General features: G+C 67.1%; 10 protein-coding genes. 9 read left to right on the forward strand and 1 reads right to left on the reverse strand.

Annotated elements, in window-relative coordinates; genetic code table 11:
* The first annotated feature begins 14 nt into the window (after positions 1–14).
* From KW845_RS27180 to KW845_RS27205, 6 genes are read left to right on the forward strand one after another with little or no spacing between them, the layout of a single operon-like run.
* On the forward strand, positions 15–1,556 hold the full coding sequence (locus KW845_RS27180; protein ID WP_255592974.1) for a sugar ABC transporter ATP-binding protein: 1,542 nt from the start codon (positions 15–17) through the stop codon (positions 1,554–1,556).
* Positions 1,553–3,628 carry an ABC transporter permease gene (locus KW845_RS27185; RefSeq protein ID WP_218372514.1) on the forward strand — a complete coding sequence of 692 codons (2,076 nt, stop codon included), beginning with the start codon at positions 1,553–1,555 and terminating at the stop codon, positions 3,626–3,628. Before KW845_RS27180 ends, KW845_RS27185 begins: the two co-directional genes overlap by 4 nt.
* Positions 3,629–3,665: 37 nt before the next feature.
* On the forward strand, positions 3,666–4,448 hold the full coding sequence (locus KW845_RS27190; RefSeq protein ID WP_218372515.1) for an SDR family oxidoreductase: 783 nt from the start codon (positions 3,666–3,668) through the stop codon (positions 4,446–4,448).
* 25 nt (positions 4,449–4,473) lie between these two features.
* Complete coding sequence (locus KW845_RS27195) at positions 4,474–5,421, forward strand: 3-hydroxyacyl-CoA dehydrogenase (RefSeq protein WP_218372516.1); 948 nt, start codon at positions 4,474–4,476, stop codon at positions 5,419–5,421.
* Positions 5,422–5,459: 38 nt separating this feature from the next.
* On the forward strand, positions 5,460–6,389 hold the full coding sequence (locus KW845_RS27200; protein ID WP_218372517.1) for a 3-keto-5-aminohexanoate cleavage protein: 930 nt from the start codon (positions 5,460–5,462) through the stop codon (positions 6,387–6,389).
* Between the two features lie 11 nt (positions 6,390–6,400).
* Positions 6,401–7,276, forward strand: coding sequence for an SMP-30/gluconolactonase/LRE family protein (locus KW845_RS27205; protein ID WP_218372518.1), 876 nt, complete (start codon positions 6,401–6,403; stop codon positions 7,274–7,276).
* Between the two features lie 47 nt (positions 7,277–7,323).
* Here KW845_RS27205 and KW845_RS27210 read toward each other — a convergent pair whose 3' ends face one another.
* Complete coding sequence (locus tag KW845_RS27210; RefSeq protein ID WP_218372519.1) at positions 7,324–9,522, reverse strand: TonB-dependent siderophore receptor; 2,199 nt, start codon at positions 9,520–9,522, stop codon at positions 7,324–7,326.
* A gap of 139 nt (positions 9,523–9,661) precedes the next feature.
* Between KW845_RS27210 and KW845_RS27215 the strand changes: the two genes are divergently transcribed.
* The 3 genes from KW845_RS27215 to KW845_RS27225 all read left to right on the forward strand — a co-directional run bounded on the left by KW845_RS27215 (position 9,662) and on the right by KW845_RS27225 (position 12,988).
* Entirely contained in the window at positions 9,662–10,582 is a 921-nt protein-coding gene (locus KW845_RS27215; protein ID WP_218372520.1) for a LysR substrate-binding domain-containing protein, read from the forward strand.
* A 111-nt stretch (positions 10,583–10,693) separates the two neighbouring features.
* Positions 10,694–11,668, forward strand: a complete 975-nt coding sequence (locus KW845_RS27220; RefSeq protein ID WP_218372521.1) for a tripartite tricarboxylate transporter substrate binding protein — start codon at positions 10,694–10,696, stop codon at positions 11,666–11,668.
* A gap of 45 nt (positions 11,669–11,713) precedes the next feature.
* Positions 11,714–12,988 (forward strand): M28 family peptidase, encoded by a 1,275-nt coding sequence (locus KW845_RS27225; protein WP_218372522.1) that lies wholly within the window; start codon positions 11,714–11,716, stop codon positions 12,986–12,988.
* Positions 12,989–12,997: the final 9 nt, after the last annotated feature.

Raw genomic sequence — 12,997 nt, forward strand, 5'->3', positions numbered from 1 at the left:
GCAAGGAAGTTGCCATGACCATGAATATCGCCGATCATGCCGCCGCGGCGGTGCGGGCTGTCGGCCTGCGCAAGGTCTTTGGCCCTACCGTGGCGGTGGACGACGTGTCGTTCGAGATCCAGCCAGGCACCGTGCATGCCCTGCTGGGCGAGAACGGCGCGGGCAAGTCCACCGTGGTCAAACTGCTGTCGGGCCTGATCGAGCCCAGCGGCGGCCATATCGAAGTCGATGGCCAGCCGGTGCGCCTGCGTTCGCCGCGCGCGGCGCATGCCCTGGGCATCCAGACGGCGTTCCAGGAAATGACCCTGGTGGCCGACCTGCCGGTGCTCGACAATATGTTGATGCCCTATGCGCCACGCGGTCTGCTGGGCATGGTCCGGCGCCGCGCGGCGGCCGAGCGCGTGGCGCAGCACCTGCACGAGCTGGATTTCGACGTGGACCTGTATGCCGAAGCCGGCACATTGGACCTGGCGGTGCGCCAGAAAATCGAGATCGCCCGCGCGGTGTTGCGTGCGCCGCGCATTCTGTTGCTGGACGAGCCCACGTCCACGCTGGCCGGCCGCGACGTCGACTGGCTGGGCAGCCTGATCGCGCGCCTGAAAGCGCAGGGCACCACGGTGGTGTTCATTTCGCATCGCATGCGCGAAGTGCGGGCCTTCTGCGACCGCCTGACCATCTTGCGCAACGGCCGCCATATTTCTACCGGGCCGGCCGGCGAACTGGACGACGACGCCGTCATCGAGCGTATCGTGGGCCGCAGTGTGTCGCGCGTGTTTCCGCCGCGTCCGGCCGACGCGCCCGCCTTCGGCCCCGAAGTGCTCGGTGCGCGCGGGCTGGACGCCGGCAAAGTGCGAGGCGTGGACTTCAGCTTGCGGCGCGGCGAGATACTGGGCGTGGCGGGGCTGCAAGGCATGGGCCAGCTGGACCTGTTCCATGCCTGCTTCGGCATGCTGCCGCCCAGGCAGGGGCAGATACAGGTCGACGGGCGCACCGTGGCGTTGGGTTCGCCGGCGGACGCCATCCGGCCCAATATCGGCATAGGCATGGTGCCGGAAGACCGCAAGACAGAAGGGCTGTTCCTGAAGCTGGACGGGCGGGCCAACGCGACCCTGCCGGTGGTGCAGCGCTACACGCGCGGCGGCGTGATCAGCGCCGCCGCCGAGAACGCCGCCGTCGAACGCGCCTTCGCACGCGTGCAGGTCGATCGCCGCGCCGCCTGGACGCCGGCCGGCGCGTTTTCGGGCGGCAACCAGCAGAAGATCGCCATCGCCAAATGGCTGCTGGCGCAAAGCCGCATCCTGCTGCTGTTCGACCCCACGCGCGGTATCGACGTCGGCACCAAGCACGAGCTGTATGTCCTGATGCGCCAGTACGTGGCCGAGGGAGGCGCCATTCTGTTCCATTCCACCGAAATCCCCGAGATCGTCCATCTGTGCGATCGCGCGCTGGTGCTCTATGGCGGCCAGGTACGGGGCGAACTGGCCGGGCCGGCGCTGACCGAGCAGGGCATCATGCGCATCGCGCTGGGCGGCGATGCGCAACGGAGGGCGGCATGATCGCGCGACCTCCTCTCGAACGGCCGCTGGCGGCCAGGTTTGCACGCCGCGCCGGCGCGGCGCCGCTGGCGGCCCATCGCGGCCTGCTCACGGCCATGGCAGTGTTCGCCGTCATGCTGTGCGCGGTGGTGATGCTGGGCAGCGGTACGCTGAGCTACTTCGACATCACGTTCCTGAGCAGCGGCGGCGCCACGCTGGCCATCGCGGCCATCGGCGCCACCGTCGTCATCCTGACAGGCGGTTTCGACCTGTCGGTGGGCGCGGTGATATCGCTGGTCAACGTGGCGCTGGCGGCTGGCCTGGTGCTGGGCGGCCCGCAGGCTTCGGTATGGCAGGCCACGGCCACGGGCGTGGCGATCGGCATGGCGGCCGGCGCGTTCAACGGCTTCTTCGTTGCGGTGCTGCGCCTGCAACCCATCGTGGTGACGCTGTCGACCATGTTCATCTTGCAAGGGGTGACGCTGCTGGTCATGGACAAGCCCGGCGGCCTGGTGCCGCCAGCGCTGGGCGAGTTCTACATGGGCGATGCCTGGCCCGAGCTGCTGCCCATGCCGCTGGCCCTGCTGGCCGTGCTGGCGCTGTTGTGGCTATGGCTCAAGCGCACCCCGTTCGGCACGGCGCTGTATGCCGTGGGCGGCGACGCCGATTCGGCCCGCGCCGCCGGCGTGCGGGTCGATGCGGTGCGCTTCCTGGCCTATGTGCTGGCCGGGGCGCTGTACGGCCTGGCCGGCGTGTTTCTCAGCGCGCAGACCGGTGCCGGCGACCCCCTGGTAGGCAATCCGCTGCTGCTGTCGATCTTTGCCGCCGTGGTGGTGGGCGGCACGCGCCTGGGCGGTGGCAAGGGCGGGCCGATGGGCTCGGTGTTCGGCGCCTATATATTGATGATCGTGGTGAACATCCTGCTGGTGCTCAATGTGTCGGCGTACTACTCCACGGTGGTAGAGGGCGTGATCCTGATCCTTGCCGCGCTGGCGGCCGCCGCCAATCGCGATTCGGTGCCGGTGCGGCAACTGCGCGCCGCCATTGCGCGCTGGCGGGCCTGGCGGGCCGGCACGCTGCCGCACCAGCTCGGCGGTGCCGACCGGCGCCTGGCCGTGGCCACGGCGGCGCCTTCCGCATCGGCCGCTGCGCCGTCGTTTGCCGTGCGCCATGCCCAGACCCTGCGCTATTCGCTGCCGGCGGTGGCGTGCCTGGTGCTGGTGCTGGCGGCCACCGAACTGACGCTGGGCCGGTCGCTGGCGCATTGGGGCTACTGGAATTCACTGATCGTGCTGGCCAGCTTCCTGGCCATCCTGGCGCTGGGGCAGGGCGCGGTCATCCTGACGGGCGGGCTCGACCTGTCGCTACCCTGGACCATCGGCTTGTCGGGCATTGTGTTCGCGGGCATTGCCCAGGGGGCCGATGTCGCGTTGCCCTACGCCATGCTGGCGGTGCTGCTGCTGGGTTGCCTGGTGGGCCTGGTGAACGGCCTGGCCGTCGTGGCGCTGGGCCTGTCTCCCATCGTGGCCACCCTGGCCGTCAACGGCATCTTGCAGGGCCTGGCCCTGCTGTATTCAGGCGGCACGCCGGCCGGTTTCGCGCCGCCGCTCTTGCGCAGTTTCATGACGGGCCAGATGGCCGGCGTCACGCCCGTGGTGCTGTTCGTGGCCGCGTTCGCAGTGGCGGCGGTGTTGCTGCTGTCGCATACGGCATTCGGCCGGCGCGTGTACGCGGTGGGCAACAGTCCGCTGGCGGCCCGCCTGGCCGGCGTGCCGGTCGGCCGCACGCTGATCGGCGTGTACGTGCTGTCCGGCGTGTGCGCCGCGCTGGTAGGCATCTTGCTGACCGGTTTCTCGGGCCAGGCCAGCCTGGGCATGGGCGACGATTACCTGTTGCCCTCGATCGCCGTGGTGGTGGTGGGCGGCGGCCTGATCACGGGCGGGCGCGGCCATTATCTGGGCATGCTGGCCGGCGTGCTGCTGCTGACGGCCCTGCAGACCTTGTTGGCGGGCAGCAACCTGCCTTACGCCACGCGGGCCATCCTGTATGGCGCGGTGGTGCTGGGCGCGGTCATCGCCTTGCGTGAAAAATGAACACAGTATGCGGCCCGCGGCCGCGCAAGGAGGCAGCATGAGCAGTCAAGAGGACGGGCTGGAAGGGTTGCGCGTGGTGGTGACGGCGGGGGCGGGCGGCATCGGGCTGGCCATTGTGTCGCACCTGGCCGCGCGCGGCGCGCGGGTGTTTACCTGCGACGTGTCCGAGCCCGCGCTGGCGCAACTGGCGCAAACCCATCCCCAGGTCGGCGCGGCGCGTGCCGACGTGTCCCGCGAAGACGACGTGGCGGGCCTGTTCCAGGCAGCCGGGCGGCACCTGGGGGGGCTGGATGCCCTGGTCAACAATGCCGGCATCGCCGGGCCCACCGGCGCGGTGGAAGAGCTGGACCCGCAGGAATGGCGCCGTTGCATCGATATCTGCCTGACCGGGCAATTCCTGTGCACGCGCCTGGCCGTGCCCATGCTGAAGGCGGCCGGGGGCGGCGCCATCGTCAACATGTCTTCGTCGGCGGGCCGGCACGGCTATGCGTTCCGCACGCCGTACTCGTCGGCCAAGTTCGGCGTCATCGGCCTGACCCAAAGCCTGGCCAAGGAACTCGGCCCGGCGGGCATACGCGTCAACGCGATCCTGCCCGGCATCGTCGAAGGCCCGCGCATGGAAGGCGTGATCCGCGCACGCGCCGAACAAGTGGGCGTACCCTACGAGACCATGGAAGCCACTTACCTGGAACGCATTTCGCTGCGCCGCATGGTCACGCCGCACGACGTGGCGCTGTCTACCGCTTTCCTGTTGTCCACGGCCGGCCGCAATATCTCGGGCCAGTCGCTCAGTGTCGACGGCAACGTCGAAACGCTCTAAGGTCTGTTCACCAAAAGGAGCCGCCATGTCGAATATCGCCATCATCGGTGCCGGCCTTATCGGCCGCGCCTGGGCCATCGTTTTTGCGCGCGGCGGCCACCAGGTCGCCCTGTGGGACAGCCAGCCGGGCCAGGCCGCGCGGGCGCGCGAGTTTGCCGCCGCCGTGCTGCCCGACCTGGCCAGCCAGGGCCTGTTGCGCGGCCAGTCGCCGGCCCAGGTGCTGGACCGCCTGCGGGTCGAGTCCGACATCGCGGCGGCGCTGGCTGGCGCCCACTACGTACAGGAAAGCACGCCCGAAGTGCTGGAAAGCAAGCGCGGCGTCTATGCCGAACTCGACCGCCTGGCACCCCGCGAGGCCATCCTGGCCAGTTCCACCTCTGCCTTGCTGCCTTCGCGCTTTACCGACCATTTGCAGGGTCGCGAGCGCTGCCTGGTGGCGCATCCGATCAATCCGCCTTATCTGGTACCGGCCGTCGAAGTGGTGCCGGCTCCCTGGACCGCGCCGCAGGCCATGGAACAGGCGCGCCAGATACTGTCCGACGCCGGGCAGGTGCCCATCATGATGCGCCGCGAGATCGATGGCTTCGTCATGAACCGCTTGCAGGGCGCGCTGCTGCAAGAAGCCTTCCGGCTGGTGGCCGACGGCTATGCGGGCGTCGAGGACGTGGACATCGGCCTGCGCGAAGGCCTGGCGCTGCGCTGGTCGTTCATGGGGCCGTTCGAGACCATCGACCTGAATGCGCCGGCCGGCGTGCGCGACTACGCCGAACGCTATGAAACCATGTATGCCGGCCTGTTCGAGCAGATGCAGCGGCGCGTGCCGTGGGGCGGCGAGCTGATGGACCGCATCGAGGCCGAGCGCCGCGAGCATCTGCCCGCCGATGCGCTGGCCGCGCGCCAGTTGTGGCGCGACCGCCGACTGATGGCGCTGGCCGCCCATAAGCAGGCCGGCGGCACAGACGAAACCCCCTGAGCGCGCCCGCCCGACGCGCCTTCCATCCGGAGCCCAGCATGTCCCAAGACAAAGTCATCATTACCTGCGCGATCACCGGTGCCATCCATACGCCATCGATGTCGCCGCACCTGCCCATCACGCCCGAGCACATCACGCGCGAAGCGGTGGCCGCGGCCGAGGCCGGCGCCGCCATCCTGCATTTGCATGCGCGCGACCCCGACAACGGCAAGCCCGACCAGACCCCCGAAGCCTTTGCGCGCTTCCTGCCCGAGGTCAAGCGCAGCACCAACGCGGTGATCAATATCACCTCGGGCGGCAGCCCCTATATGCGGGTAGAAGAACGCGTCAAGCCGGCCGCGCAGTTCAAGCCCGAAGTGGCGTCGCTGAACATGGGCTCGATCAACTTCGGCCTGTACCACTTGCTGAACAAGTACAAGGAATTCAAGTTCGACTGGGAACGCGAACACCTGGAAGCCACGCGCGACCTGGTGTTTCGCAACAGCTTCAAGGATATCGAATACATCCTGTCCACTTGCTACGACAACGGCACGCGGTTCGAGTTCGAATGCTACGACATCGCGCACCTGTACAACCTGGCGCATTTTGCCGACCGCGGCCTGGTCAAGGCGCCGTTCTTCGTGCAGTCGGTGTTCGGCTTGCTGGGCGGCATCGGCACCCATCCGGAAGACGTCATCCACATGCGCCGCACCGCCGATCGCCTGTTCGGGGCCGACTATCGCTGGTCGGTGCTGGGCGCCGGCGCCAGCCAGTTCCGCATTGCCGCCCAGTCGGTGGCCATGGGCGGCAATGTGCGCGTCGGCCTGGAAGACAGCCTGTGGGCCGGCAAGGGCCGGCTGGCCCAGTCCAATGCCGAGCAGGTGCGTTCGGTGCGCCAGATGATCGAAGGCCTGGGCATGCAGGTCGCCACGCCCGACGACGCCCGCCGCATCCTGCAATTGAAAGGTGGCGACCAGGTCGCATTCTGAAGGAGACATCCATGCACATCGAAATCCTGGTCGACGTGAAGACCACCCTGGGCGAAGGCCCGCTGTGGGACGTCGACGAGCAGCGGCTGTACTGGATCGACAGTGCCGATGGCCGCATTTTCCGCTGCACCGCCGACGGCCGCGAAGTCCGCGCCTGGGACTTGCCCCAGAAGATCGGTTCGATGGCGCTGCGCAAACAGGGCGGGGCAGTGCTGTCGCTGGAGCGCGGCTTCCATTTCCTGGACTTCGGCACCGGCGAGGTGGACCTCATCGTCGACCCGGAACCCGACAAGCCGGCCAACCGCCTGAATGATGGCAAGGTCGATCGCCAGGGGCGTTTCCTGGCCGGCAGCATGGACACCAATGAAGACGGTCCCAACGGTGCCCTGTACCGGCTGGACCCGGACCTGTCGCTGCACACGCTGGAGCGCGGCATCGTGGTGTCCAACGGGCCATGCTGGAGCCCCGATGGCAATACCTTCTACTTCAACGACACCTGGTCGGGTGAAGTATGGGCCTACGACTACGACCAGCAAACCGGCAAGGTCTCCAATCGCCGCACTCATGCACGCGTGGACATGAGCGGCGGCGGCGGCGCCGACGGGTCCACCGTCGATGCCGAGGGCTATTTGTGGAATGCGCTGGTGTACGACGGCAAACTGGTCCGCTACGCCCCGGATGGTTCGGTCGACCGGGTGATCGAAATGCCGGTGAAGAAAGTCACCAGCGTCATGTTCGGTGGGCCCGACCTGGACGTGCTGTATGTCACCTCGATGGCCCGGCCGCCGCTGCCGCGCTTTCCCGGCGACGGCGTGGCGCGCGGCAGCCTGTTTGCCTTGCATGGGCTGGGCGTGCGCGGGGTGCCGGAAAATCGCTTTGCAGGGTAGAACGATTGCCGGGATGGCGCGGGCGGCATGTGCCGCCCGGCCATGGATCAGAAATCCACAGACATCGACAGCTTGTAGACGCGCCCCAACCCCTGGGTGATCTGGCCGAAATCGTTGCCCACCGTGGCCCAATAGTCTTTGTCGGCCACGTTGTCCACGCCGGCGCGCCATACTACGTTGCGCCCATTGATCTTGGTGGCGTAGCGCGCACCCAGGTCAATGCGAGTCCAGGCGGGAATCTTGGCGCTGTTGTCGATATTCACATATTGAGAGCCGCGGCGCTGCGCATAGGCCTGCAGTGTCAGTCCCGTTACCGCAGGCACGTCCCACTCGGCACCCAGCACGACCTGGTAGCGCGGAACACCGATGGCATCGTTGCCGTCCTGAAGGGCCCCTTTGGTGCCGCGCAGTTCGGGATCCATGAAGGTGACGCCTCCCAGAAGGCGCACGCCACGCACAGGTTCGCCGTAGACATTCAGCTCAAGGCCGCGATTGCGCTGCGCGCCTGCCAATCCGAAGACATTGTCGGAGTCGACATACGCTTGAGGCTTTTCAATTTGAAAGACGCCGATGTTGCCACCGATGTTGCCGAAGTCCAGCTTTACGCCTGCTTCGGTCTGCTTGGTACGGTAAGGCGCCAATGATGCGCTCGGGTTGGCAGCGTCGGCCGGCGCCGCGTCGCCTTTGGTCAGGCCTTCGATATGGTTGACGTAAAAAGCCACCGGTTCCCAGGGGCGTACCACCAGACCGTACGCGGGCGTCCATACCGAGTCGTCATAGTCACCGGTTTGCTCGCCGGTGGGTGTGTAGGTTTTGTTCCTGAGGCTCTGATGGCGCACTCCCGCGGTGAACAGCACCTTGCCATCCAGAAATGCCAATTGGTCCGATAGGGCGACGCTGTGCAGGCGCGTGCGATCGGTAACGCCGGGATTGCTCATGTCTCCTACTGGCACGCCACCGGATGGGCGAGGCATTGCGGTGGGATTGGAGATGTCGACCGGTCCGCCTGTCACGTATTCGAACGCTTGACGAGAATCGGCCCGCAGTGCCGACACGCCGACATTGACGGTGTGTCCGACCGGACCGGTATGAAATTTTCCCCGGACACCGATTTCTCCACTGACGGCATCCCTTTCGTAAGGCACTGTCAGTCGATTCACCGTCCCTATGCCTTCTCCATTGACCGACGGTTGCCCATAATCGCCCGATTCATGGTCATGGCTGGCTCCGATAGCCGCGTACCCCATCCAATTGCTAGAGAAGTCGTATTCCGCTCGCAGTACGCCGAACGTGCTCTCGAGTTCGCTATACGTCCACGGTTGCCCATAATTCGTGCTGTTCGATGGCGGAGAGGGCACATCGGTGCCAGTAAGCCCGATGGTGGGGCGCGGCTGCGAATAACGGAATTTCTGATAACCCACGTCCAGCGACACGCGCAATTGCTCGCCCAGATAGTCCAGCCCCACGGTGCCTACGGTCATGCGCTGGCCGGCATCATCCACGACCGTATCGCCATCGCGATGGGCCGCGTTCACGCGTATGCCGAATTGCTGGCTGTCGCCCCAGCGCCGTCCGATGTCGACGCTGCCGCCCACCTGAGAATCACTGGTGTAGTCCACCGTGGCGCGCGTGAGCGGATCGACGCCAGCCCGCTTGGGCTGGATATTGATCGAACCTCCCAAGCCCGAGCCGCCCGGCGCCGCGCCATTCAGGAAGGCATTGGCACCCTTCAGGATCTCGACGCGTTCGATCATCTGCGTGGGCAGCACCTGGCGCGGCAAGATGCCGTACAGGCCGTTGAACGACAAGTCGTCATTGTTCAGCGCGAAGCCTCGAATGGAAAAAGTCTCGGCCGAGTTCCCGAAACCATTACCCACCACCACCGATGCGTCGTTCTTCACCACATCGCCCAGCGTGCGGGCCTGCTGGTCCTCGATCAACTTGGACGTATAACTGGTCACCACGAAGGGCGCGTCCATGTTGTCGATATTGCCCAGTACGCCCAGCTGGCCGCCGCGCGCGACCTGGCCTCCGGCAAACTCGATGGGCGTGGGGTTCGAGACGCTGGCTTCTCCCGTCACCGTGGTGGCTTCCAGCGTCGTGACGCCGCCTTGCACGGTTTGCGCCAGCGCCGGCGTGCAGGCCAGCGCGCCGGCCGAAAGGGCTGCGTGCAGCGCCAGCGACAGGGGGCTGCGGCGGGCGCGAAGGGCAAGGGGGCACAAAAGGGGCAGGGCGTGGTCTGGCATGGCTGGCACGGAAAGAATTGAAAATAAGAATTTGTCGTATTATCCAGACGGGAAGTAGGGCATGCAATGTTTTTCCGTGCCGCCGGGGGGGCGGATAATGTCCCACTCCCTGGCTTTCAGGCCGCCTTGCCCGCCCACGATGAAAGGTTCCCGCAATTCCGTCACCTCGCTGCGCATTTTCCTGGCAGCGGCCCGCAGCCTGAATTTCAGCCGCAGCGCCGAGGAACTCAGCCTGACCCAGAGCGCGGTCAGCAAGCACATCAGCGCCCTGGAAGGCCGCCTGGGCGTGGCCCTGTTCCAGCGCCTGCCCACCGGCCTGCGCCTGACCTATGCCGGCGCGCTGTACTTCGAGCGCATCGGCGCCGCGCTGCGGCTTATCGACGAAGCCGACACGCTGGTGGCGCAGCCGGGTTCACGGGTGGCGCTGAACGTGGCCGTATCGCCCTCGTTCGCGCAGTTCTGCCTGCTGCCGGGGCTGGCCGAGTTCTTCGAGCAACATCCGGGCATACGGGTCAATGTCAGGCCGCGCCTGCTGTACGGCCGCGGCGAAGCCGAGCGCTTCGATGCCGAGATCCAATTGCATGCGGGCTATGTGTCGGGCATGTCGACGCAGTATTTGTGCGGCCGCGAGATGGCTCTGGTAGCCGCGCCGGCCCTGCTGCGGCGGCATCCGGTGCGCTGTGTCGACGATCTGGACGGCCTGCCTTTGCTCAAGCGCGCGCAGCGCGGCTACGGCTGGGATGAATGGCGCGCCGATGTGGCGCCATTGTGGCCGGGGCCGTCCGTTACGGCGCCGGAATACGAAGGGTTTTCGGTCCTGCTGCCGGCGGTCATGCACGGCCTGGGCGCGGCCATCGTGCCCTTGTGCATGGTGCTGCAGCCGCTGCGCGACGGCACGCTGTGCCGCCCGCTGGGCGATGCGGTCCAAGGGCGGTTTGGCTACTACTTGATGCGGCCGCGGCCCAATGTGGGCGGCCCCTATACCGATGCCTTCTGTGCCTGGACCCTGGAGCGCGCCCAGGCCCTCAATCAGGCGGTGCAGGCCTACCTGGGCGGCTAGCGGCCCACCGCTATTCCATAACGGAATGGCGCATGCGCATACATCCCTTGTCGCCGTCGGGGCAGCCGGCCCAGAATAGTTACCGGTTCTAACAAAAACGGCTCGATCGACATGAACAAGTGGAAAAAACTCTGGCGCGGCACTATGGCTGTCGCTTGCATCGCCATACCGGCCCTGGCGGCTGCCTACCCTGACAAGCCCGTGAAAATCGTGGTGCCTTACTCGGCCGGCGGCAGTTCCGACCTGATCGCCCGCGCCATTGGCGAACAACTGGGCACCGAGCTAGGGCAACCCGTGGTGGTCGAGAACCGCGCCGGCGCAGGGTCGATGATCGGCACCGCCTACGTATCCGGCGAAGCGCCGGACGGCTATACCCTGCTGCTGGCCGACGTGCCGTTCACCATCGTGCCGGCGCTTTATGGCGACCGCGTCAAGTACGACGCCCGCAAAGACTTTGCGCCCATCGCGCTGGTAGGCCTGTCGCCCATGTACCTGTTTGCCAGCCCCGCCTACGCAGGCAAAGGCGTGGCCGAACTGGTGGCCGACGCCAAGAAGCGGCCCGGGGTGGTGTCCATCGGTTCCGGCGGCAATGGCTCGCTGACGCACTTGCTGGCCGAGCTGTTCATGCTGAACACGCAAACCAAGCTGGTACATGTGCCCTACAAGGGCGCGGCCGCCTCGGTCAGCGATCTGGCCGGCGGCCAGATCGACGTCAGCTTCAGCAGCATGCCCAGCGCCGCGGCACTGTTCCAGGCCGGCAAGATCCGGCCCCTGGCGGTATCGTCGCCGCAGCGCCAGCCCGGCACGCCCGATGTGCCCACATTCCAGGAAAGCGGCCTGCCCAACCTGACAGTGCAAAGCTGGTGGGGCCTGCTGGCGCCGGCCGGCACGCCGCAGGCGGTGCTCGACAAGCTGGGCGCGGCCATGGCCAAGGTGATGCAGTCGCCCGCCATCGGGCAGCGCTATGCCGGCATCGGCGCCAACGTGCCCGACCAGGCCGACGCCGGGGCCCTGCAGGCTTTGCTGTCGGCCGATTTCCAGCGCTGGCAAGACGTCGTCACCCGTGCTGGCATCAATCTGGAATAAACCCGTGCGCCCATCCAGGGCTCCCCATCGCTTTCAAGGATGTTCATGACTCAGTGGTTGCAGGCGGCTGCGCAAGACGCGCAATTGATGGACGATTTTCAAGCGCTGTGCGGTTTCGGTGGACGCCTGTCGGGCAGCGGGCAGGACGCCGCGGCCATGGATTGGGCCTTGCGCCGCATGCAGGCCACCGGCGGCGACGTGCAAAAGCTGGACGTACCCTACGATGGCTGGCGCTGCCTGCACGCCAGCCTGGAACTGCAGGACAGCCAAGGCCGCGTCCAGGCGCTGCCATGCAAGCCCTTGCTGCGCTCGGCATCCACTGATGCCGATGGCTTGGCCGCGCCGGTACTGGACCTGGGCCAGGGGCGCGCCGACGATTTCGCGCGCGCCGGCGAACAGGTGCGGGGCAAGGTGGTGCTGGTACGCCATGAATATCCCTTCACGCCGCACCATGTGCACCGCCGCCGCAAGTACGACATGGCCGTGCAGGCCGGCGCGGCGGGTTTCCTGATCGCCAACCCGTGGCCGGGCGGCGGCCTGCTGTCGGGCTCATCGGGCCGGCCGCGCAACGGCGCCGGCATTCCGGCCGCCTACATCGACGAAGCCGGTGCACGCTTGTTGGCCGGTACCGGGGCGCAGGTCCGGCTGCGCATATCGGGCGAAGAGGTACCCGATGCGCGTGCGGGCGTGGCCGTGCTGGATATTCCGGGCGGCCGCGCGGCGCGCATCGTGATCAGCGCCCACCTGGATGGCCACGACCTGGGCTGCAGTGCGCTGGACAATGCCACCGGCGTGGCCGTGGCGCTGGCGGCCGCGCGGGCGCTGGCGCCGCAGGTATCGGCGCAGACGCCCGGTCTGCGCGTGTGCCTGTTCTGTGCCGAAGAATGGGCCCTGGCAGGCTCGGCCCGCTACCTGGCGGATTTGCCCGACACCGAACGTGCCCGGCTGAAACTGAACATCAACCTGGATACCGTGGCGGGCGACGACACGCTGGCCGCGCTGATCAGCGACTTTCCCGCGCTGGCGGGCTATGTGGCAAAAGCCGCGCAGGCCGCCGGCGTGCCCGTGGCCAGTTGGCTGCCGCTGATGCCGAATTCCGACCATGCCAATTTCGCGCGCCACGGCATTCCTGCGTTGCGCCTGGTGGCGGGTTTCGATCGCCCCGACTCGCGCGTCAATCGCATCCTGACGGCCGAAGACACGCCCGACATCATCCGCGAACCGGAACTGCGCCGCGCCCTGGCGGTAACCTGCGCCATGGGCAGCGTGGCGCTGGGCCTGGACGATGCGCAGCTCGATGCGCTGGCGGCGCGCGACTGACAGTCTGGC

The organism is Bordetella sp. BOR01 (genome assembly GCF_019218885.1).
GTDB lineage: Bacteria > Pseudomonadota > Gammaproteobacteria > Burkholderiales > Burkholderiaceae_B > Bordetella_A.